20 protein-coding genes are annotated in these 20755 nt (G+C 73.8%); 13 read left to right on the top strand and 7 right to left on the bottom strand.

The window, feature by feature from the left end; translation table 11 throughout:
• Nucleotides 1-47: 47 nt before the first annotated feature.
• Nucleotides 48-539 (bottom strand): GNAT family N-acetyltransferase, encoded by a 492-nt coding sequence (locus tag ABWK59_RS10285; protein WP_354639814.1) that lies wholly within the window; start codon nt 537-539, stop codon nt 48-50.
• A 91-nt stretch (nt 540-630) separates the two neighbouring features.
• On the opposite strand from ABWK59_RS10285, the gene ABWK59_RS10290 reads away from it, so the two are divergent.
• Nucleotides 631-1536, top strand: coding sequence for a TIGR01777 family oxidoreductase (locus ABWK59_RS10290; protein WP_420492757.1), 906 nt, complete (start codon nt 631-633; stop codon nt 1534-1536).
• 371 nt (nt 1537-1907) lie between these two features.
• Nucleotides 1908-3227 carry an NAD(P)/FAD-dependent oxidoreductase gene (locus ABWK59_RS10295; protein WP_354639818.1) on the top strand — a complete coding sequence of 440 codons (1320 nt, stop codon included), beginning with the start codon at nt 1908-1910 and terminating at the stop codon, nt 3225-3227.
• 134 nt (nt 3228-3361) lie between these two features.
• Here ABWK59_RS10295 and ABWK59_RS10300 read toward each other — a convergent pair whose 3' ends face one another.
• Together ABWK59_RS10300 and ABWK59_RS10305 are read right to left on the bottom strand one after the other, a co-directional pair.
• A complete protein-coding gene (locus ABWK59_RS10300; RefSeq protein WP_354639819.1) occupies nt 3362-3877 on the bottom strand; it encodes a hypothetical protein in 516 nt (171 codons plus the stop codon).
• Between the two features lie 238 nt (nt 3878-4115).
• Nucleotides 4116-5765 carry a regulator gene (locus ABWK59_RS10305; protein WP_354639821.1) on the bottom strand — a complete coding sequence of 550 codons (1650 nt, stop codon included), beginning with the start codon at nt 5763-5765 and terminating at the stop codon, nt 4116-4118.
• Between the two features lie 298 nt (nt 5766-6063).
• On the opposite strand from ABWK59_RS10305, the gene ABWK59_RS10310 reads away from it, so the two are divergent.
• Both ABWK59_RS10310 and ABWK59_RS10315 read left to right on the top strand, forming a co-directional pair.
• A complete protein-coding gene (locus ABWK59_RS10310; RefSeq protein ID WP_354639823.1) occupies nt 6064-6837 on the top strand; it encodes a 3-hydroxybutyrate dehydrogenase in 774 nt (257 codons plus the stop codon).
• A 65-nt stretch (nt 6838-6902) separates the two neighbouring features.
• Entirely contained in the window at nt 6903-8249 is a 1347-nt protein-coding gene (locus tag ABWK59_RS10315; protein ID WP_354639825.1) for an MFS transporter, read from the top strand.
• 19 nt (nt 8250-8268) lie between these two features.
• Here the strand turns inward: ABWK59_RS10315 and ABWK59_RS10320 are convergent, their stop codons facing one another.
• A complete protein-coding gene (locus ABWK59_RS10320) occupies nt 8269-9117 on the bottom strand; it encodes an IS5 family transposase (RefSeq protein WP_354639193.1) in 849 nt (282 codons plus the stop codon).
• A 224-nt stretch (nt 9118-9341) separates the two neighbouring features.
• On the opposite strand from ABWK59_RS10320, the gene ABWK59_RS10325 reads away from it, so the two are divergent.
• From ABWK59_RS10325 to ABWK59_RS10345, 5 genes are all read left to right on the top strand, one after another.
• A complete protein-coding gene (locus tag ABWK59_RS10325; RefSeq protein WP_354639827.1) occupies nt 9342-11252 on the top strand; it encodes a helix-turn-helix domain-containing protein in 1911 nt (636 codons plus the stop codon).
• Nucleotides 11253-11404: 152 nt separating this feature from the next.
• Nucleotides 11405-12202, top strand: coding sequence for a lipoyl(octanoyl) transferase LipB (lipB, locus tag ABWK59_RS10330; RefSeq protein ID WP_354639828.1), 798 nt, complete (start codon nt 11405-11407; stop codon nt 12200-12202).
• Nucleotides 12203-12322: 120 nt separating this feature from the next.
• Nucleotides 12323-13276, top strand: coding sequence for a lipoyl synthase (gene lipA / locus ABWK59_RS10335; RefSeq protein WP_354639830.1), 954 nt, complete (start codon nt 12323-12325; stop codon nt 13274-13276).
• 270 nt (nt 13277-13546) lie between these two features.
• Complete coding sequence (locus tag ABWK59_RS10340; protein ID WP_354639832.1) at nt 13547-13723, top strand: hypothetical protein; 177 nt, start codon at nt 13547-13549, stop codon at nt 13721-13723.
• Between the two features lie 131 nt (nt 13724-13854).
• Nucleotides 13855-14553, top strand: coding sequence for a DUF4191 domain-containing protein (locus tag ABWK59_RS10345; protein ID WP_420492758.1), 699 nt, complete (start codon nt 13855-13857; stop codon nt 14551-14553).
• A gap of 135 nt (nt 14554-14688) precedes the next feature.
• On the opposite strand, the gene ABWK59_RS10350 is transcribed toward ABWK59_RS10345, so the two are convergent.
• Entirely contained in the window at nt 14689-15156 is a 468-nt protein-coding gene (locus tag ABWK59_RS10350) for an RDD family protein (protein ID WP_354639836.1), read from the bottom strand.
• Between the two features lie 260 nt (nt 15157-15416).
• Between ABWK59_RS10350 and glnA the strand changes: the two genes are divergently transcribed.
• Nucleotides 15417-16829, top strand: coding sequence for a type I glutamate--ammonia ligase (gene glnA, locus ABWK59_RS10355; protein ID WP_354639838.1), 1413 nt, complete (start codon nt 15417-15419; stop codon nt 16827-16829).
• 97 nt (nt 16830-16926) lie between these two features.
• Here glnA and ABWK59_RS10360 read toward each other — a convergent pair whose 3' ends face one another.
• Nucleotides 16927-17118 (bottom strand): DUF6011 domain-containing protein, encoded by a 192-nt coding sequence (locus ABWK59_RS10360; RefSeq protein WP_354639841.1) that lies wholly within the window; start codon nt 17116-17118, stop codon nt 16927-16929.
• A 97-nt stretch (nt 17119-17215) separates the two neighbouring features.
• Between ABWK59_RS10360 and ABWK59_RS10365 the strand changes: the two genes are divergently transcribed.
• From ABWK59_RS10365 to ABWK59_RS10375, 3 genes are all read left to right on the top strand, one after another.
• Entirely contained in the window at nt 17216-18214 is a 999-nt protein-coding gene (locus tag ABWK59_RS10365; RefSeq protein ID WP_354639844.1) for an ATP-binding cassette domain-containing protein, read from the top strand.
• Nucleotides 18211-19014 carry an ABC transporter permease gene (locus ABWK59_RS10370; RefSeq protein WP_354639846.1) on the top strand — a complete coding sequence of 268 codons (804 nt, stop codon included), beginning with the start codon at nt 18211-18213 and terminating at the stop codon, nt 19012-19014. The genes ABWK59_RS10365 and ABWK59_RS10370 overlap by 4 nt, the downstream gene beginning before the upstream one ends.
• A gap of 61 nt (nt 19015-19075) precedes the next feature.
• Nucleotides 19076-19417: a hypothetical protein gene (locus tag ABWK59_RS10375; protein WP_354639848.1), complete on the top strand. Its 342-nt coding sequence runs from the start codon at nt 19076-19078 to the stop codon at nt 19415-19417.
• 56 nt (nt 19418-19473) lie between these two features.
• On the opposite strand, the gene ABWK59_RS10380 is transcribed toward ABWK59_RS10375, so the two are convergent.
• Nucleotides 19474-20691, bottom strand: coding sequence for a cytochrome P450 (locus ABWK59_RS10380; RefSeq protein WP_354639850.1), 1218 nt, complete (start codon nt 20689-20691; stop codon nt 19474-19476).
• Nucleotides 20692-20755 lie beyond the last annotated feature (64 nt).

The raw sequence follows: 20755 nt of genomic DNA on the forward strand, positions 1-20755 counted from the left end.
CGCCCCCGGGTGCGCGCAGCCGGGTTGCTCGCCGCCCCGGGGCCGGCTCAGAGGGAGCGGGCCATCCAGATGTCGTCGACGTAGGTGCCGTCCAGGAGGAACTCCTCGTGGAGGGTGCCCTCGATCCGGAAGCCGTGGCGTTCGTAGAGGCGGCGGGCCGGGGTGTTGTGGGCGAGGACGCGGAGGGTGAGGCGGCGGGCGCCGGCCTCGCGGGCGGCGTCGCAGGCGGCGTCCACCAGGGCGTCGCCGACACCCCGGCCGCGGACGTCGGGCAGCACCCCGAGCCCCTGGATCTGCCGGACGTGGCCGTTGGTCGCCAGCGGGGTCGGCGGCACCTGGCGGACGAACCCGACGATCCGCCCGTCCAGTTCGGCGACCCGGTACTGCTCCGGCGGGTGCCGCTCGTCGAACATCCGCGCCCCCTCGGCGGGCTTCGGCGAGACCTCGCTGAGCCGGGACCAGATGACCCGGTTGAGCTCGACGAGCTCCTCGTCGTCCTCGAACGTCGCGGGACGGATCGTCAGTTCGTACGATGACATGCCCGACATGCTAGCCACGCCGTCCGGCTCGCCCGCCGCCGTGCCGCCGTGCCGCCGTCCCGGACGGGCGGGAGCTGCCAGGATGGTCCCCATGCGTATCGCGGTGACTGGCTCGACGGGTTTCATCGGATCGGCCCTGGTCGGCTCCCTGCTGGCGGAGGGGCACCAGGTGGTGCGGCTGGTCCGCCACCGGAGCCGGACCGGGCCGCAGCGGGACGGCTCGGTCGGCGTCGGCTGGAACCCGCTGCTGCTCCAGGTGGACCGGGCCGGCCTGGAGGGGCTGGACGCGGTGGTGCACCTGGCCGGTGCCGGGATCGCCGACCGGCGGTGGACCGAGGCGCACAAGCGGGACATCCGGGACAGTCGGGTGCTCGGCACGGAGACCCTCGCCGGCGCCCTGGCGGAGCTGAAGCAGCCGCCGAAGGTGCTGGTCAGCGCCTCTGCCGTCGGGTACTACGGGCAGACCGGCGACCGGGTGATCGACGAGCGGTCGCCGGCCGGGGAGGACTTCCTGGCCCGAGTGTGCGTGGACTGGGAGGCGGCGGCCCGGCCGGCGGCGGACGCCGGGGTGCGGGTGGTGCACCCGCGGACCGGGATGGTGATGGACGCCGGCGGCGGCGCCGGAGCCCGGCTCATCCCGCTGTTCCGGCTGGGGCTGGGCGGGAGGCTGGGCTCGGGCGAGCAGTACTGGAGCGCCATCTCGCTGGCGGACCATCTGGCCGCGCTGCGGTTCCTGATCGAGGAGGACTCGCTCAGCGGTCCGGTGAACCTCACCGGCCCGGACCCGGTGACCAACCGGGAGCTGACCGAGGCGCTCGGCCGGGTGCTCGGACGGCCGACCGTGTTCCCCGTCCCGGGCTTCGCGCTGAAGGCGGTGCTCGGCGAGATGGCGGTGGAGGTGGCGGGAAGTCACCGGGTGCTGCCGCGGCGCCTGGAGGAGGCCGGGTTCGTCTTCCGGCACCCGGACGTGGAGGCGATCCTGCGCGCGGCGGTCTGACCCCTCGGGCCACGTCTTCCAGGGGTGTAGGGGCGTGTGATCGGCGCGCGGAGGGGGTACGAGCCCGGAGCACGCCGGGGCGCACGGATGCATGCGTACGGCGCGCCGCACGCCTGTGGTGACCCTGCGCGCCTACCGGCAGTCCCGTCCGCCCCTCCCGGCGCACGGCCGGTGACCGTGCCCCGGTCCATGCCGCCGAAACCCCGCCGATAGCGCGATTCCACCAAAGATGCCGGTCTGATCAGGATATTGACGGGGCATCACATGGTCGGACCGTGTCCCGGCCCCCCGCTGCCCGCCTCGGCCGGTGCCCACCCGGCCCCGGCCCCGCGCCCGGCCGGGGGGCTCCCCCAGGGAGGGAGCACACACTCGTGCCCGCTTACGACTTCACCCGCAGCACCCGACCGTCCCCGGACGTCGTCGTGGTCGGCGCCGGCGTCGCGGGGCTCGCCGCCGCCCGCGCGCTGGTCGGCCGCGGAGTCGGCGTCCAGGTGCTGGAGGCGACCGAACGGATCGGCGGCCGGATGGCCGGCCGCGAGCTCGACGGATTCCGGCTCGACCACGGATGCCACCTGCTCAACACCGACTATCCGGAGCTCGGCCGCCGGCTCGACCTGGACCGCCTGGAGCTGCGCCGGCTCGCGCCCGGGGTCCTGGTGCACAGCGCCGGCCGGCGGTACCGGGTCGGCGATCCGCAGCAGGCCCCCGCCCGCCAGGCCGCCGCCCGCGGCCCGCTGGGCAACCCGCTCGACAAGGCCCGGCTCGCGTCCACCCTGGTCCGGCTCTCCGCGACGCCCGTGCCCCGTCTGCTCGCCCGCCCCGAGACCACGGCGGCGAAGGCCCTCGCCGACCGGGGCCTGTCCCCACGGACGGTGGACGGCTTCCTGCGTCCGCTGCTCGGCGCACTGATCGGCGACCCGTCGCTGGGCACCAGCAGCCGGGTAGCCGACCTGGTGCTCCGCAGTTACGCGCGCGGCCGGCTCTGCCTGCCCGCCGCCGGGATCGGCGCGGTCCCGGAGCAGCTCGCGGCCACCCTGCCGGCCGGTACGGTCCGGCTCGGGGTGGAGGTCACCTCGGTCTCCGCGGACGGCGTGGAGACCGCCCGGCACGGGCGGATCTCCGCCCGGGCGGTGGTGATCGCCACCGACGCCCGGTCGGCGGCCGCCCTGCTGCCGGGGCTGCGGCTGCCCGCGTTCCACCCGGTGACCACGTACTTCCACGCCGCCGACCGGTCGCCGCTGGGCGAGCCGCTGCTGCTGCTCGACGCCGACCGGTCCGGGCCCGCCGGGGTCTCGCACTCGCTGGTGCTCAGCGAGGTGGACCCGTCGTACGCCCCGTCCGGGCGGGCGCTGATCGCCACCACGGTGCTCGGCCGGCAGGGCTTCGACGCCGGCGGACCCTCCGGCGACGAGCCGGTGGTCCGGCGGCGGCTGGCCGAGCTGTACGGGACCTCCACCTCCGGGTGGGAGTTCCTGGCGGTGCGGCACGTGCCGGACGCGGCGCCGGCGATGCCGCCGCCGCACAACTTCCGGCGGTCGGTCCGGGTGCTGGCCGGGCTGTACGTCTGCGGCGACCACCGCGACACCAGCACCGTCCAGGGGGCGCTGGTCTCGGGGCGCCGGGCCGCCCGGTCGGTCCTGCGGGACCTGGGCTTCCCCGCCCTCCCCCACGCGACCGAGGTGGCGGCCTAAGCCGGCGCCACCGCCGCCCGCGCGGGCCACCCGCGCCCGGATCGCCCGGGCAGCCTCCGCCCACCGTACGGAACCGGCCGGTTCCGACGGTGGGCGGAGTGCGCTCCCGGGCGTCCGACCGGGGCCTGTGGCCGTCATTCACAGCGCGCTTCCACCGCCGAGCGGTACTCCGCGCGCGGGGTGACCACACCGGGTGCGGAGGGACCCCGGCCGACGACCGCCTGGTCGTCGGCCAGCCCCAGCAGGGTCGCCCCGTCAACCTCCACCGACCCGGAGTCCAGCCGTCCGTCGCGGCTGACCGACACCCCGATCCGGTAGGTGGCGCCGGGCTGCAACGCGGTCGGCCGGGTCCCGTCGGCCGCCCAGTCGGGACCCAGGGCCGCCGGGTCGATCGTGTCGACTACCGCCGCCATGCTCCGCGGGATCGCCACCCAGGTGTCGAGCCGGCCGTCGACCCGGGTGCTGATGGAGACGTCGGTCACCACCTCGCTCCGGCACCGGCCGGGGTCGATGACCAGGTTCCCCCGCTCCATCCGCACCGCGACGGCGCGCTTCGGGACCGGGGTGCAGGCGGCGAGCACGGGCAGGGCCGCGCAGGCCGCCAGCACCGCGACCAGGAACCGCAGCCCTGCGCGCGGTGACCACCACATCACCCTTCCGACCCCCTCCCGGCAGGTAGCCCTCCGGACCGGACGGCAGGGCCGGGCAGCCGCCCCGGGACAGGCCCACCCCCTGCTCGTACCGTGCGCAACAGTACGCCCATGGCGGCGAGTTGACCCGGTCCGCGGAGCACCGTGCCGCGGACCGGAGGCGCCGACCCGAGGCGCGGGGCCGCCGCCCCGGCACCCGGGCGGAGGCGGCAGCCGGACGCGGCGGCCGGACGCGCGGTCAGACCACCCCCGCCTGGCGGGACGCCTCCTCGAAGGCGCGGACCGCCGGGGTGGTGCGGTACGGCGCCAGGCGGCGGTGGAAGTCGCGCAGGTACTCCACGGTGCGGGCCGAGCGCATCTCGCCGGCCGCGCGCAGCGAGTCCGCCGCCATCCCGCAGGACTCCTCCACCTCGCCGAGCCCCAGCCGGGCGGTGGCCAGCACCAGCCGGCACAGGATCCGGCTGCGGGCGTAGGCCGGCGCCCGCAGCCGCAGGGACTTCTCGGCGTGCTGGGCGGCGGGCCGCCACTGCTGCAGGTCGCGGTAGCAGTGGGCGAACTCGTCGGCCACCTGCGCCTCGTCGAAGTACCGCGCCCAGGAGGGGACCTCGTCGCCCGGGCGGGCCGCGGCGAGGGTCCGTTCGCAGCGCACCAGCGCGGTGGTGCAGGAGCGGACATCGCCGAGCAGGGCGTGCCCGCGGGCCTCGGCGGCGTGCATCAGCGACTGCACCACCGGCACCGCCGCCGTGCCGACGCCCTGCTGGGCGACCCGGGCGAGCTGGATCGCCTCCCGGGCGTGCCCGAGGTGCACCGCCTGCTGGCTCATGGTGGTCAGCACGTACCCGCCGAGGACCCGGTCCCCCGCCGCCTGGGACAGCCGCAGCGCCTGGACGAAGTACCGCTGGGCCAGGCCGTGCGCGGCGATGTCGAAGGAGGTCCACCCGGCCAGCCGGGTCAGGTCGGCGACCGCGCCGAACAGCGCCCGGCCGATCTGCTCCCCGTACCGGCCGCGCAGCATCGGCTCGGCCTCGCTCTCCAGGTACCGGACCAGTGCCTGGCGGGCGTGGCCGCCGCCGTACGCGTGGTCCAGGGCGCGGAACAGGTCGCCGACGGCGCGGATCGCGGCGATGTCGCCGCGGCCCACCCGGACCGGGGGCCGCTGCTCCCGCCCGGCCTGCTCGCCACCCTCCCCGGGCGCGGCCGGGCGGCGGCTCTGCTGCGGCACGCGGACGGCGGCCGCGGCCTGGCCCGGCAGCGCCGGGCGGGCCCCGGCGAGCACCGGCTGGGCCTGCCCGGCCTCCTCCGGCGGCAGGGTGGAGCCGTCCCGGGCGACCCGCTCGTCGGTCCGCCCGATCAGCCAGTCCCGGCTGGGCACCACCAGGCCGGCCGGGGTGAAGGCGATCTTGCGGAGCTCGGCGTACGGGCCGTTGTCCTTGCGCCACATGGAGGCGACGATGTCCACCGCCTCCTGCGGGGTCTCGGCGAACTCCAGCCCGGCGTAGACCGGGGCGCAGGCGTCCAGGCCGACGTCCTGCGCGGTGAGCCGGCGGCCGAGGCGCCGGGTGAACACCTCGGCGATCAGCGCCGGGGTGGCGCCGCGCGGCTGCTGGCCGCGCAGCCAGCGGGTGACCGAGGTCTTGTCGTACCGCAGGTCGAGGCCGTGTTCCAGGCCGAGTTGGTCGACCCTGCGGGCGAGTCCGGCGTGCGAGAAGCCGGACTCCTCGATGAGGGCGGCGAGCCTGGGGTTCTGGGTGCGCTGGGCGGAAGCGGAGGCACCCTCGGGCTGCTCGTCGGGGGCGTGCGCGAGGGCGTCGACGGGACCGTCCGGGTGCGGGACGAGCGGGTCGAGCGGTCGGAACGCCGGGCTGTCGGTTGCAGGCCGTTGGGGCATATCAGTCAACACCTTCCGAGCGCCGTACCGGTCCCCCTGTACCCGGAGCGGCGCCCCCTGTCGGGAACCGGCGTGAATGTAGCGAGCATTCGCGGGCGATGGGCGGATCCGGGCCACCCATCGCCCGAACGGGTGACGGGGACGCCCCCGTTGTGGGGAAGCACGGCCCCGGCGTGTTTGGGTGGTGGAGCGCCTGTGCCCGCGCGGGCCGCATGGTGGCGGGAGCCATGGGGACGGCGGCAGCTGTGGGGGCCGGAGCCATAGGAGCGCGGGGCGGCGCTTCCTACCGTTCTCGGCCATGGACACCACTCACGCGCCGGCCCCGCCGCTCCCGCTCCGGGGCCGGACCGCCCTGGTCACCGGCGCCGCCTCGGGCATCGGCCGGGCCTGTGCCGAGGCGCTCGCCGAGGCGGGCGCCCGGGTGCACCTCGTGGACCTGAGCGCCGGGCCCGCCGAGGAGCTGGCCGCGCGGATCGGCGGCACCGCGCACATCGCGGACCTCTCCGACCCGGAGGCGGTGGAGGCCCTGCCGGCCGCCTGCGACATCGTCGTCAACAACGCCGGGCTGCAACACGTCGCGCCGCTGCACGAGTTCCCGGTGGAGCGGTTCACGTTCATGCAGCGGGTCATGGTGGAGGCGCCGTTCCGCATCCTGCGCCGCACCCTGCCGCACATGTACGCCCGCGGCTGGGGACGGGTCGTCAACATCTCCTCGGTGCACGGCCTGCGGGCCAGCGCCTTCAAGTCCGCGTACGTCACCGCCAAGCACGCCCTGGAGGGGCTCAGCAAGACGGTGGCCCTGGAGGGCGCCCCGCACGGTGTGACCAGCAACTGCGTCAACCCCGCCTACGTCCGCACCCCGCTGGTGGAGCGGCAGATCGCCGCGCAGGCGGCCGCCCACGGGCTGCCCCCGGAGGACGTGGTCGAGCGGATCATGCTCGACCGCAGCGCCGTCAAGCGCCTGATCGAGCCGGAGGAGGTGGCGCGGCTCGCCGTCTGGCTCTGCTCGCCGCACGCCGCCTGCGTCACCGGCGCCAGCCTCCCCGTGGACGGCGGCTGGACCGCGCACTGACCCCCGCACCCGCCCGATCCCGTACACCCCCGCGCAGATCCCCGGCAGAAACAGGTGACCCGCCCATGGCCCACGCTCCCGACGCCGCGAGACCGGACTCCTCCTCCCCGCTGTGGAAGGTGGTCGGCGCCAGTCTGATCGGCACCACCATCGAGTGGTACGACTACTTCCTCTACGGCACCGCCGCCGCGCTGGTCTTCGGCAAGGTCTTCTTCCCCACCTCCGACCCGCTGACCGGCACCCTGCTCTCCTTCCTCACCTACGCCATCGGCTTCGCGGCCCGGCCGCTGGGCGCCCTGGTGTTCGGGCACTTCGGCGACCGGCTGGGCCGCAAGCGGCTGCTGGTGCTCAGCCTGCTGCTGATGGGCGGCGCGACCACGCTGATCGGCTGCCTGCCGACGTACCACCAGATCGGGGCGGCGGCGCCGCTGCTGCTGACCGGGCTGCGGCTGGTGCAGGGCTTCGCGCTGGGCGGCGAGTGGGGCGGGGCGGTGCTGCTGGTCTCCGAGCACGGCGACGCCCGGCGGCGCGGCTTCTGGGCCTCCTGGCCGCAGGGCGGCGCACCCGCCGGGAACCTGCTGGCGGCGGGCGTGCTCTCGGTCCTGACGACGGTCCTCTCGGACGCGGCCTTCCTCTCCTGGGGCTGGCGGGTGCCGTTCCTGCTCTCCGCGCTGCTGGTGGTGGTCGGCCTGTGGATCCGCCTCGCGGTGGACGAGTCCCCGCTGTTCCGGCAGGCGCTGGCGGCGGCGGAGGCCCGGAAGACCGCCGAGCGGCCGCCGCTGGTGGTGGTGCTTCGGGACCACTGGCGGGACGTCCTGGTGGCGATGGGCGCCCGGATGGCCGAGAACATCTCGTACTACGTGATGACCACCTTCGTGCTGGCGTACGCGGTCGGGCAGGTGCACCTGTCGAAGCAGACCGCGCTCAACGCGGTGCTGATCGGCTCGGCGGTGCAGTTCGCGCTGATCCCCGTGTTCGGGGCGCTGTCGGACCGGATCGGCCGGCGGCCGGTGTACCTCGCCGGCGCGATCGGCGTCGGGATCTGGGCCTTCGTCTTCTTCGGGCTGGTGGACACCCGCAGCTTCGGCGCCCTGGTGGCGGCGGTCACCGTGGGACTGGTCCTGCACAGCGCGATGTACGCGCCGCAGGCGGCGTTCTTCTCGGAGCTGTTCGCGACCCGGACGCGGTACTCGGGCGCCTCGATCGGCGCCCAGTTCTCCTCGGTGGCGGCGGGGGCGCCGGCGCCGCTGATCGCCACCGCCCTGCTGAAGGACTACGGCAGTGCCACGCCGATCGCGGTGTACGTGGCGCTGGCGGCGGTGGTCACGGTGGTGGCCGTGCTCTGCGCCCGCGAGACCCGCGGCACCGACCTGGCGGAGGCGGTGCCCGTCCGGGAGACCGCCGGCGTCTGAGAGGGTGTTCGATACCGATTTAGGCTGCCGCAGGCGGTTTCGGGCGGAGGTATTGCCCGGTTCTGTCCGGGCTGGCGGTCAGCCGGGTGGTCATCGAATTGACCATGGCCCACTGGATCATCGAGCGTGACCGGTCCGGCAGCTCCTCGTAGTCACGGTGGAGCCGCCGGTACCGGGCCATAATCCCGAACGTCTGCTCCACCCGCCAGCGGATCGGCTGGACGACGAAGCCCTTCTGCTCCTTGTCCCGGGCGACGACCTCGACATCGATGCCCATTGCGGCGCCGTGCCTGACGACGGCGTGGTTGTAGCCGGCATCGACCCAGGCCTTGGTCACGCTCGGCCACCGGTCCGCGAGGACGTCGAGGACTTGCTTCCCGCCGGCAGAGTCCTGGACGCCAGCGGCGGTGACGATCAGCACCAGGAGCAGGCCAAGGGTGTCGGTGGCGATGTGCCGCTTACGACCCTTGACCTTCTTGCCACCGTCGAAACCCTGGGAGTCGGCGGGAGCGTTGGGCGAGGCCTTCACCGACTGGGCGTCGATGATCGCCGCGGTCGGCAGGATCCGGCGACTCTTCTTCGCCCGGAGTTGGTCACGGAGCGTGTCGTGGATCTGCTCGGTGGTCCCGTCGCGTTCCCACTCCTTGAAATAGCCGTAGACGGTGGTGTGGGGCGGGAAGTCGTGCGGCAGGTATCGCCAGGCGATGCCGGTCCGGGCGACGTAGAGGATCGCGTTGACCACCTCGCGCAGCTCGGTGATCGGCTCACGACCCTCGGCTCGCGCCGCCCGCCATCTCAGCAGCATCGGCTCGATGAGCTGCCACTGATCGTCCTTCAGGTCCGAGGGGTACCGGCGTCGTTCCGTCACGGTCGATCAATATCGCGGACACGGACCCGGCCGCCACGAGATCATGGAACCGAGTCCGTGCCGTGCCGATCAAAGCCGGACAGTTGGGGGGATTCACCTACCGAACACCCTCTGAGATCCGGGGGCGCGCGGGGGCACCTCACGGCCGCCCCCGGTGCCCCCGGGTTCACCGGTTGCGCGACCCCTACTGCTCGACAGACGGATTTGGCACGATGGCCCGCACCATGGACGCGCCCCCCACCAGCTCCGCCCCCGCGCTGCGCCGGCTGCTCGACCTGCTGGCCTCCGGCGCCGCCACCGAGGACCTCGCCGAGGTGCAGGCCGACGCCCGCCGGCAGGGCGCGCCCGCCGAGGTGCTGGCGGAGATCGACGCCGCCACCTGGCAGGCGCTGCGGGTCCACCGGACGCTGCGCCAGCACCGCCGCCGGGAGGCGGAACTCACCGCGCTGTTCGACACCGCCGGCGACCTGGCGGCCTCCCGTGACCTGGACGCGGTGCTGCAGGCGATCGTCCGCCGGGCCCGGGGGCTGCTGGGCACCGACACCGCGTACCTGACCCTCCCGGACCCGCGGGCCGGGGACACCTACATGCGGGTCACCGACGGCTCGGTCTCCCCGCTGTTCCAGTCCCTGCGCCTCAGCCTGGGCGACGGCCTCGGCGGTCTGGTGGCGCAGACCGCCCGCCCGTACGCCACCCCGGACTACCGTACGGACCAGCGGTTCCGGCACACCCGCCGGATCGACGCCGGGGTGCTGGACGAGGGGCTGGTCGCGATCATCGGCGTCCCGCTGCTGCTGGGCGACCGGGTGATCGGAGTGCTGTTCGCGGCGGACCGCTCGGCCCGGGCGTTCTCGCCGGACGAGGTGGCCCTGCTGTGCACCCTGGCCGCCCACGCGGCGATCGCCCTGGACACCGCCGGGTCGCTGGCCGAGACCCGGGCGGCACTGACCGAGCTGGCCGCCGCGAACGAGGTGATCCGGGCCCACGCGGCCGCCGTGCAGCGGGCCGAGCAGGCCCACGACCGGCTGACCGACCTGGTGCTGCGCGGCGCCGAGGTACCGGACCTGGCCGCCGACCTCGCCGCGCTGCTGGACGGCGAGGTGGCGGTCCGGGACGCCGAGGGCGAGCCGCTCACCGGGCGCGGCCGGGCGGACGGCGCGCTGACGGAGGCGGTGGCCGCCTCCCGGACGGAGGCGCGGGCGGTCCCGCACGGGCGGGCGTGGGTGTGCGCGGTGCTGGCCGGGCAGGAGCTGCTGGGCAGCCTGGAGCTGCGCGGCCGGCCCGATCTGGACGACGCGGACCGGCGGATCTTCGAACGGGCCAGTGTGGTCACCGCGCTGGTGCTGCTGCTGCGGCGTTCGGTGGCGGAGACCGAGAACCGGGTCCGCGGCGAGCTGCTGGCCGACCTGCTCACCGCCCCGGACCGGGATCCGGCCGGCCTGGTCGCCCGCGGCCGCCGGCTCGGCGTGGACCTGGGCCGCCCGCACCTGGTGCTGGTGGCGGAGCCGGCCGGTCCGGCGGCCGCGGGACCGGCCGGCCGGGAGCGGCTGGCGGGCGCCGCCGTCCGGTACCTGTTCGGCTCGCGCGGGATCAGCGCCGAACACGGCGAGGCGGTGGTGCTGCTGCTCCCCGAGGACGGCCGGGCGCCCGGGGCGGTGGCGGCCGACGCGGCCGAGCGGCTGGCCCGGCTGACCGGCGCCCCGGTGACGGTGGGCACCGGGCGGGCGGCGGCCGGCCCGACGGCGGTGGCCGGCGCGCACGCCGAGGGGCTGCGCTGCGTCCGGGCGCTGCGGGTGCTGGGCCGGGAGGGTGCCGGGGCCGCCGCCGCGGACCTGGGCTTCCTCGGTGTGCTGCTCGGCGACGGCCACGACGTGGACGGGTTCGTCTCCGCCGCCCTCGGCCCGCTGCTGGAGTACGACGCCCGCCGCGGCACCGAGCTGGTGCGGACCCTGCGCGCCTACTTCGACTGCGGCGGCAGCCTGACCCGGGCCAAGGACGAGCTGCACGTGCACGTGAACACGGTGGTGCAGCGTCTGGACCGGGTGGAGGTGCTGCTCGGCCGGGACTGGAACCACCCCGAGCGCTCCCTGGAGCTGCAGCTGGCCCTCCGGCTGCAACTGCTGGCCCGGGACTGAGGCCGACCGCCGCCCGCCGGCCGCTCGCCGCCGGGCGCCGGGCGCTCGCCGCCGGGCGCCGGGCGCTCGCCACCGGCCGCTCGCCGGTCCGTTCGAGCGCAGGCGTACAGTGGCCGGGTTGGTCTCGAGTCGCCTGGCAAGGAGCAGCAGCGGTGAGCGAGAACGTGCGGTTCGTTCGGTTGGGTATCGGCGAGCGCGCCGTCCCGTACCAGGAGGCGTGGGAGGAGCAGCAGCGGCTGCACGCGCTGCGGGTGGCGGACGAGATCCCCGACACGGTGCTCCTGCTGGAGCACCAGCCGGTCTACACGATGGGCAAGCGGACCAACCCGGAGGACCTGCCGCTGGACGGCACCCCGGTGGTGGAGGTGAACCGCGGCGGCGAGATCACCTGGCACGGCCCCGGCCAGCTGGTCGGGTACCCGATCGTCAAGCTGCCGGACCCGATCGACGTGGTGGCGTACGTGCGGCGGCTGGAGGAGGCGCTGATCCGCGCCTGCACCGACTTCGGGCTGGAGACCACCCGGGTCGAGGGCCGCAGCGGGGTGTGGAAGCTGGGTGCGGAGATCCCGGGGGCGGTGGTCGACCCGTCGCAGGTGGTGGAGATCGGCAAGCTGACCCTGCGGATGGGCCTGCCGCTGGGCATCGACCCGCGGCTGGCGGGTCCGGAGTACGCGCCGTCCAACGCCGGGCAGCGCGGAGACGACCGGAAGCTGGCGGCGATCGGGGTGCGGGTGGCGCGCGGCGTGACGATGCACGGCTTCGCGCTGAACTGCGATCCGGACATGACCTGGTTCGACCGGATCGTGCCCTGTGGGATCCGGGACGCGGGGGTGGGTTCGCTCAGTTCGGAGCTGGGCCGGGACGTCCCGGTGGCGGAGGCGCTGCCGGCGGTGGAGCGCCGCCTGGCGGAGGTCCTCGCGGAGCTGCCGGAGCCGGCGCTCGTCCGCTGAGCACGGGAATCTACCGGCTGGTAGGGCTGTTGCCCTGCGATTGCCGGGCTCGGGCCCGGTGAAGGGCCGGAAACCACAGGCGTACCCTGGGGGTACCCCGTCTAGTTCTAGGAGTCGCACGTGTCCGCTGTCGCACCCGACGGCAGGAAGCTCCTCCGCCTGGAGGTCCGCAACAGCGAGACCCCCATCGAGCGGAAGCCTGAGTGGATCAAGACCAGGGCGAAGATGGGGCCGGAGTACAACGCCCTGCAGTCCCTGGTGAAGAAGGAGGGGCTGCACACGGTCTGCCAGGAGGCGGGCTGCCCCAACATCTTCGAGTGCTGGGAGGACCGCGAGGCGACCTTCCTCATCGGCGGTGACCAGTGCACCCGCCGCTGCGACTTCTGCCAGATCGACACCGGCAAGCCCGCCGAGTTCGACCGGGACGAGCCGCGCCGGGTCGCCGAGTCCATCGTCACCATGGACCTCAACTACGCCACCATCACCGGCGTCGCCCGCGACGACCTGGAGGACGGCGGCGCCTGGCTGTACGCCGAGACGGTCCGCCAGGTGCACGCGATGACCGCCGGCCGCGAGGCCGGCCGGACGGGCGTGGAGCTGCTGATCCCGGACTTCAACGCCGTCCCGGAGCAGCTCGCCGAGGTGTTCTCCTCGCGCCCCGAGGTGCTGGCGCACAACGTCGAGACGGTGCCCCGGATCTTCAAGCGGATCCGTCCCGCCTTCCGCTACGAGCGCTCGCTGGACGTCATCACCCAGGCCCGTGCGGCCGGCCTGGTGACCAAGTCCAACCTGATCCTCGGCATGGGCGAGACCCGCGAGGAGGTCAGCCAGGCGCTGGCCGACCTGGTGGGCGCCGGCTGCGAGCTGATCACCATCACCCAGTACCTGCGGCCCTCGCTGCGCCACCACCCGGTGGAGCGCTGGGTGAAGCCGCAGGAGTTCGTGGAGCTGCAGCAGGAGGCCGAGGAGCTCGGCTTCGCCGGTGTGATGTCGGGTCCGCTGGTGCGGTCCTCCTACCGGGCCGGCCGGCTGTACCGGCAGGCGCTGGAGCACCGCGCGCGGACGGCGGTCTGACGCCGAACGGCGGTACGCACGGGGGCGGGTCCGCGGCTGCGGTCCCGCCCCCGCTCGCGTCGCGGTCACGTCGCTGGTCACGCCCCTGCTCGCGGCCCTGCTCGCGGCCCTGTTCGTGTCCCTGTTCATGTCCCGCCCGGCCCGCGTGCCGGGTTCGTCCCACCACGCCCGGCTTTCATGCGGGATTGACTGTCCGGTCACCGTCCGGTAACACCGTGTGGGGACCATCGGACTCGTCCAACACCTCTCGCCCTGAGGAAGTGGTTCGTCGTGCGCACCAATTTCCGGTCCGTCGGACAGGCCCTGCGGCTGGCCGAGGGGGTGCTCATGCGGCAGGCCCGGCGCAACGCCTGGGCGGCCGTCTGCGAGAACCGCCGGCTGGCCGCCGACCGCGACCGCGGCGGGCCCCTGCCCGGCCGTACGGCGGAGCCCGGGCGCCGGGCCTGAGCGACGGGTGTGAGGGACGGGACACGGGGTCGTCCGGCGGGCTTCCCGGCCCGCCGTTGACAGGATCAGGGAAATCCCCGGGTCACGAGTCGGCACCGCCCCTTGGATGTACCCGGACCCTGCCACGTACCATGAGGCGTATGGCGAGGGAAACATCCGAGAACCCCGGGCGACTGAAGCAGATCCGCCTGGCGTACCAAATGACCAAGAAGGTCGACACCAAGATCGGCCTGATCATCGCAGGCGTCGGCCTCATCACCTTCGGCGTGTTCCTCGCCATCGGCTTCGTGATCGGTCACCCCATCTACCTGGGGATCCTGGGCTTCATCGTGGCCTTCCTGGCCATGGCGATCGTCTTCGGACGCCGGGCCGAGCGTGCCGCCTTCGGCCAGATGGAGGGCCAGCCGGGCGCCGTCGCGGCCGTGCTGAACAACATCCGGCGCGGCTGGACCGCCAACCCGACGCCGGTCGCGGTGACCCGTAACCAGGACGCCGTGTACCGCGCGGTCGGCCGGGCCGGCATCGCGCTGATCGGCGAGGGCAACCCGAACCGGGTGCGCCCGCTGCTGGCCTCCGAGAAGAAGAAGATGGCCCGCGTGGTCGGCGACATCCCGGTGCACGACATCGTGGTGGGCGACGGCGAGGGTGAGATCCCGCTGAAGAAGCTGCAGATCCACCTGATGCGCCTGCCGCGGGCGATCACCGCCGCCCAGGTCACGGAGACCAACGACCGGCTCCGCGCGCTGGGCGACCTGCTCTCCAAGGCGCCGATCCCCAAGGGCCCGATGCCCAAGGGCGCCCGGATGCCGAAGGGCGGCCAGCTCCGCTGACCCGCTCCCACCGACACCACGGCCCCGCCGCGAATCACTCGCGGCGGGGCCGTTCAACGTTCCGGGTCCGGGGTCCCCTGCTGTCAGAGCTGCCGTCAGAGCTGTCAGGGCTGTCCGACGGCTACCCGACGGTTGTCAGATGCGGACCTCGACGGTGCCGACGGCCTTGTCGTGCAGGCCGCGGCTGTCGCGGTCCCAGACCACCGCGGGGATGACCAGGCAGAGCAGCAGGGTGCGCAGCAGGACCTGGGGGATGGAGGCGCGGCCGCCGTCCAGCCGGACCACCCGAAGGCCGAACAGCCGCTTGCCGAAGGTGGTGCCGGTGGTGGCCAGCAGCACCACGGTGACCAGGTAGAACAGGGGGGTCGTCCAGAGGTTGGCCCCGGCCTGGTCGCCCCGGGTGATCAGGCCGTACGCGATGAGGCTGCAGAGCCAGCCGTCGACGAACAGCGCGCCGATGCGGCGGCCCGGGCCGGCGATCGAGCCGGAGCCCTCCTGGGGGAGGCCGAGGCGCTCGCCGCGGTACCCGAAGTCGGCGCCCATCCTCTCGGCGGCGGCCTTCGGCCCTTCGATCCACGATCCGAGTGCTTCTCTGGTGTCCACGGATCCACACTAACCGCGCCCGACCGGGGATCTTCGGCACCCCTCCCCCGTGGGGGTGATTCGCGTTGCTCCGACTGCCGCAACTGGTCCAGACCACTTCTCGACCAGCACATCCGGACGGGCGGCGATTTGCCCGGAACCGTACGACTTTGCCACCCCGCGGGGCAGGCTGGTTAACATTCAGGAAACGGCTTTGTCACCAGCCGGAAACGGCCCATTCCTATCGTGAGCCACCAGTAGCCGCACGCTGAGGAGGATGGATGTTCACCAACGCCGACGAGGTGAAGCAGTACATCAGGGACAACGACGTGAAGTTCGTCGACGTCCGCTTCTGCGACCTGCCGGGTGTCATGCAGCACTTCGCGGTGCCGGCGGCAACCTTCGACCCCACCGAGACGCTCATGTTCGACGGCTCGTCGATCCGCGGCTTCCAGGCGATCCACGAGTCCGACATGGCCCTCGCGCCCGACCTCCAGACCGCGCGCCTCGACCCCTTCCGGGCGGAGAAGCACCTCAACATCAACTTCTTCATTCAGGACCCGATCACCGGCGAGGCCTACAGCCGGGACCCGCGCAACGTCGCCAAGAAGGCCGAGGCCTACCTGGCCTCCTCCGGCATCGCCGACACCGCCTACTTCGGCCCCGAGGCGGAGTTCTACGTCTTCGACTCGGTGCGGTTCGAGACCAGCGCCAACGCCTCCTACTACCACATCGACTCCGAGGCCGGCGCCTGGAACACCGGCTCCGCCGAGGGCGACGCGCGCGGCTACAAGGTCAAGTACAAGGGCGGCTACTTCCCGATCCCGCCGGTCGACCACTTCGCCGACCTGCGCGCCGAGATGTCCCTGGAGCTGGCCGCCGCCGGCCTGGAGGTCGAGCGCCAGCACCACGAGGTGGGCACCGCCGGCCAGGCGGAGATCAACTACAAGTTCAACACCCTGCTGCACGCGGCCGACGACCTGATGCTGTTCAAGTACATCATCAAGAACGTGGCGTGGCGGAACGGCAAGACCGCCACCTTCATGCCCAAGCCGATCTTCGGTGACAACGGCTCCGGCATGCACGTCCACCAGTCGCTGTGGACCGAGGGCACGCCGCTCTTCTACGACGAGCAGGGCTACGCCGGCCTGTCCGACACCGCCCGCTACTACATCGGCGGCCTGCTCAAGCACGCACCCTCGCTGCTGGCCTTCACCAACCCCTCGGTGAACTCCTACCACCGCCTGGTCCCCGGCTTCGAGGCCCCGGTCAACCTGGTGTACTCGCAGCGCAACCGCTCCGCGGCCATCCGCATCCCGATCACCGGGTCCAACGCCAAGGCCAAGCGCATCGAGTTCCGCGCCCCGGACCCGTCCTCCAACCCGTACCTGGCCTTCGCCGCCATGCTGATGGCCGGCCTGGACGGCATCAAGAACAAGATCGAGCCGCTGGAGCCGGTCGACAAGGACCTGTACGAGCTGGCGCCCGACGAGCACGCCGCCGTCCCCCAGGTGCCCGACTCCCTCGGCGCCGTCCTGGAGGCCCTGGAGGCCGACCACGAGTACCTGCTCGCGGGCGGCGTCTTCACCCCGGACCTGATCGAGACCTGGATCGACTTCAAGCGCACGAACGAGATCGCCCCGATCGCCCTGCGCCCGCACCCGCACGAGTTCGAGCTCTACTTCGACCTGTAGACCCACCCCGGCCGGCCCCGCCGTCCGCACCACGGCTGCCCGTGTCCTGCCCAGGGACACGGGCAGCCGTGCGTGGACGCCCGACGTCCTCGCATGGTCAGGGGTCGAGGCCCGGGAGGGGGTCCTGGGGGCCGGGGAGGACGCGGACGGGCTCGTCGGGGCGGCGGCATTCGCGGCCGAGGCGGAGGATGCGGGACTCGGGGTCGTGGAGGGGGCGGCCGCAGCGGCGGCAGCGGACGGTGGCCGGCAGGCGGGGAGGGATCGGCGGGATCAGCGCGGGGTCCGACACCCGCTCAGTATCGCGGTCGCCCGCGCTGCGGCCGGGGGCCGGGGTGCAGCAGAGTGGAAGGGTGTGTGTCCGGCCGAGCGGATGCGGAGGCCTGTTGATGTCGTACGCGATCGAGGCCGAGGGCCTGGTCAAGTCGTTCAAGGAGACCCGGGCGCTGGCCGGGGTGGACCTGACGGCGCGGTCCGGGACGGTGCTGGGCCTGCTGGGGCCGAACGGGGCGGGCAAGACCACCGCGGTGCGGATCTTCGCCACGCTGCTGCGGCCGGACGGCGGGCGGGCGGCGGTGGCCGGCCACGACGTGGTGGCGGAGGCCGGGCGGGTGCGGGCGCTGGTCGGCCTGACCGGCCAGTACGCCGCCGTGGACGAGAACCTCACCGGCACCGAGAACCTGCTGATGATCGGCCGCCTGCTCGGCATGCCGCGCGGCGACTCCCGGGCCCGCGCGGCGGAGCTGCTGGACCGGTTCCGGTTGAGCGAGGCGGCCGGGCGGGCCGTGAAGACGTACTCCGGCGGGATGCGGCGGCGGCTCGACCTCGCGGCCAGCCTGGTCGGCCGGCCGCGGATCCTGTTCCTGGACGAGCCCACCACCGGGCTCGACCCGCACAGCCGGGGCGAGCTGTGGGACCTGCTGCGCGGCCTGGTCGGCGAGGGCGTGACCGCCCTGCTCACCACCCAGTACCTGGACGAGGCGGACCGGCTGGCCGACGAGATCGTGGTGATCGACCGCGGCCGGGTGATCGCCGAGGGCACCCCGGACGCGCTGAAGTCCCAGGTCGGCGGGCAGGTGCTGCAGCTGCGACCGATCCACGGCCGGGACCTGGAGCAGGCCCACCGGCTGGTCGGGCAGCTCGCCGGGGAGCAGACGAAGATCGAGGGCGACCTGGTCACCGCGCCGGTGAACGATCCGGCGCTGATGCCCGCCGTGGTGCGGCGGCTGGAGGACGCCGGGATCGCGGTCGGCGAGCTGGCGCTGCGCCGGTCCTCGCTGGACGAGGTCTTCCTGGCCCTGACCGGCCACCGCACCCGGGCTGAGGGCGGCGAGGGTGACGCCGGGGCGGGCGAGGAGGAGTTCGAGCCGACCGGGAGCAGGTCATGACCGCCGTCACCGCGCCGCTGACCGCCCGGGGCCGGGTCCGGCCGCTGGCCGCCCTCCAGCAGACCGGCACCATGGCGTGGCGCAGCCTGGTCTCGGTCAAGCACAACCCGCTGGAGCTGGTGGACTTCTCGGTCACGCCGATCATGTTCGTGGTGCTGTTCACCTACGTCTTCGGCGGGCAGATGGCCGGGTCGCCGCAGGAGTACCTGCAGTACGCGCTGGCCGGGATCATCGTGCAGAACGCGCTGTTCACCACCATGTACACCGCGATGGCGCTCAACACCGACCTCACCAAGGGCGTGTTCGACCGGCTGCGGAGCCTGCCGATCGCCCGCTCGGCGCCACTGCTCGGGCGGATCGCCGCGGACCTGTGCAAGCAGTTGTGGGCGATGCTGCTGATGATCGGGCTGGGCATGCTGCTCGGGTTCCGGATCACCACCGGGTTCGGCGGGTTCCTGGCGGCGGCCGCGCTGCTGCTGGTGTTCACGGCGGCGGTGTCCTGGATCGCGGTGCTGATCGGGATGCTCGCCGGGGACCCGGAGAAGGTGCAGGTGTTCGCCTTCACGCTGATCTTCCCGATCACCTTCACCAGCAGCGCGTTCGTGGTGGTGGACACCATGCCGGGCTGGATGCAGGCCTGGGTGAACGTCAACCCGGTGACGCACCTGTCGGACGCCTACCGGGGGCTGCTCACCGGCGGCCCGGTGGCCGGACCGGTGCTGTGGTCGCTCGCCTGGGCGGCCGTCATCGCGGCGGTGTTCGTCCCCCTGGCGATGCGGTCCTACCGCGCCCGGACCTGAGCCCCCGGCGGCACATCAGTGCAGGTGGAACCAGCCGGGGCCGGACGGAGTCATGATCCACATGAGTACCGCCCCCCTCTCCGCCCCGGCCGTCCGCCGGTCCCGTTCCGGCGACGCCGTGATCGCCGTCATCCTGCTGACCGCGGAGCTGTTCCTGCTCCCCGCGATGTTCCTCGTCCTCGGCCAGGGCATGTGGGACATCGGCCTGCACGGCGGCATGCAGCACCCCGACCGGGCCACCCGGGAGGCGGCGAAGTGGGGCTTCGTCCGCTTCCTCGGGCTGTCCGCGCTGCTGCTCGGCGGGGCGCTGCTGCTCCTGCGGCGGCGGGTGGCCGCGGCCTCGCAGCTGGTGGTGCTGGGCGGTTCGGCGCTGGCGATGTGCTTCGCGGACACCGACTACTGAGCTGCTGAGCCCGTCCGGTGGCCGCGGCCGCTGAGCCCGTTCGGTGGCCACGGCGCTCAGCGCAGGATGACCGGGAGGGTCTCGTAGCCGCGCAGCACCAGCCGGTCCCGGCGCACCGGCTCGCCGGCCGGGGCGAGCGCCGGGAAGCGGTCGACCAGGGCCCGGACCGCCACCTGCGACTCCTGCCGGGCGAGCTGGGCGCCGAGGCAGTAGTGCGGGCCTGCGCCGAAGCTGAGCGGCTGGCTGTCACGCCTCGTGGGGTCGAAGCGGTCGGGGTGCTCGTACCGGTCGGGGTCGCGGTTGGCCGCGCCGATCAGCAGGAACACGCCGCTGCCGTACGGCACCTCCAGCTCGCCGATCCGCAGGCCGCCGGTGAGCGCGATCCGGGAGGTGAGCTGGACCGGGGAGTCGTGGCGGAGCACCTCGTCGGTGAAGCCGGCCGGGGTGACACCGCCGTCCCGCAGACCGGCCAGCGCCTCGGGGTGCCGGAACAGCAGGGCGAGACCGTTGCCCAGCAGGTTGGTGGTGGTCTCGAAGCCGGCGACCAGCAGCAGGACCAGGTTGGCCAGCAGCTCCGGGCCGGAGAGCCGGGACTCGTCCGCGGCGGCCACCTCGACCAGGGCGCTGACCAGGTCGTCCCGGGGATGCGCCGTGCGGGCGGCGGCCAGTTCGGTGAAGTACCCGGCCAGCTCGTCGGCGGCCCGGTCGGCGGCGGCCAGCTCCTCGTCGGTGGCGATGATCTCCAGCGTGGCGGTGAGCTCCGAGGCCAGTCCGCGGAAGCGGTACCGGTCGGCCTCGGGGACGCCGAGCAGCTCGCAGATCACCCCGACCGGGAGGCGGAAGGCGAAGGCGTCCATGAAGTCCACCGGCGAGCCGTCCGCCCCCCGGTCGGCCATCTCGTCGAGCAGCCGGTGGACGGCGGCGGTGACGGCGGGCTCCAGGGCGGCGACCCGGCGCGGGGTGAACACGGAGGCGATCAGCGAGCGCATCCGGGCGTGGTGCGGGGCGTTGCTCTCCAGGATCGAGCGGCTGAACAGCACCCGGGAACTGTGGTCGGCGAACCCCGGCTCCCAGCGCTCGCGCGTCGCGGTGTCGGCCACCGCGAACCCCATGTTGCGGAGGACCTGGTTGACCTCGCGGTACCCGACGGCCAGCAGCAGGTCGGGCGGGCCGGGTATCACCGGGCCGAGCGTACGGGCCAGTTCGTACAGCGGGTACGGGTCCCGCCGGCCCTCCACCGTCATCAACTGCTCGACGATCGCCTCGCCGTCCATCCGTCACTCCCCTCCCCCGTGCGCCCGCCCGAAGCGGGCCGCCCGCAGGGGTCAACGGCCATGC

This window comes from Kitasatospora sp. HUAS MG31, from assembly GCF_040571325.1.
Lineage (GTDB): Bacteria > Actinomycetota > Actinomycetes > Streptomycetales > Streptomycetaceae > Kitasatospora > Kitasatospora camelliae.

What these genes read in the sequence shown, in the direction of transcription:
- ABWK59_RS10325 (WP_354639827.1), top strand. Translation starts at nt 9,342, where the DNA reads ATGGACGCGCCCCCCACCAGCTCCGCCCCCGCGCTGCGCCGGCTGCTC.
- ABWK59_RS10290 (WP_420492757.1), top strand. Translation starts at nt 631, where the DNA reads ATGCGTATCGCGGTGACTGGCTCGACGGGTTTCATCGGATCGGCCCTG.
- ABWK59_RS10365 (WP_354639844.1), top strand. Translation starts at nt 17,216, where the DNA reads ATGTCGTACGCGATCGAGGCCGAGGGCCTGGTCAAGTCGTTCAAGGAG.
- ABWK59_RS10285 (WP_354639814.1), bottom strand. Translation starts at nt 539, where the DNA reads ATGTCATCGTACGAACTGACGATCCGTCCCGCGACGTTCGAGGACGAC.
- ABWK59_RS10375 (WP_354639848.1), top strand. Translation starts at nt 19,076, where the DNA reads ATGAGTACCGCCCCCCTCTCCGCCCCGGCCGTCCGCCGGTCCCGTTCC.
- ABWK59_RS10370 (WP_354639846.1), top strand. Translation starts at nt 18,211, where the DNA reads ATGACCGCCGTCACCGCGCCGCTGACCGCCCGGGGCCGGGTCCGGCCG.
- glnA (WP_354639838.1), top strand. Translation starts at nt 15,417, where the DNA reads ATGTTCACCAACGCCGACGAGGTGAAGCAGTACATCAGGGACAACGAC.
- ABWK59_RS10380 (WP_354639850.1), bottom strand. Translation starts at nt 20,691, where the DNA reads ATGGACGGCGAGGCGATCGTCGAGCAGTTGATGACGGTGGAGGGCCGG.
- ABWK59_RS10310 (WP_354639823.1), top strand. Translation starts at nt 6,064, where the DNA reads ATGGACACCACTCACGCGCCGGCCCCGCCGCTCCCGCTCCGGGGCCGG.
- ABWK59_RS10300 (WP_354639819.1), bottom strand. Translation starts at nt 3,877, where the DNA reads ATGTGGTGGTCACCGCGCGCAGGGCTGCGGTTCCTGGTCGCGGTGCTG.
- ABWK59_RS10315 (WP_354639825.1), top strand. Translation starts at nt 6,903, where the DNA reads ATGGCCCACGCTCCCGACGCCGCGAGACCGGACTCCTCCTCCCCGCTG.
- ABWK59_RS10305 (WP_354639821.1), bottom strand. Translation starts at nt 5,765, where the DNA reads ATGCCCCAACGGCCTGCAACCGACAGCCCGGCGTTCCGACCGCTCGAC.
- ABWK59_RS10345 (WP_420492758.1), top strand. Translation starts at nt 13,855, where the DNA reads ATGAGGCGTATGGCGAGGGAAACATCCGAGAACCCCGGGCGACTGAAG.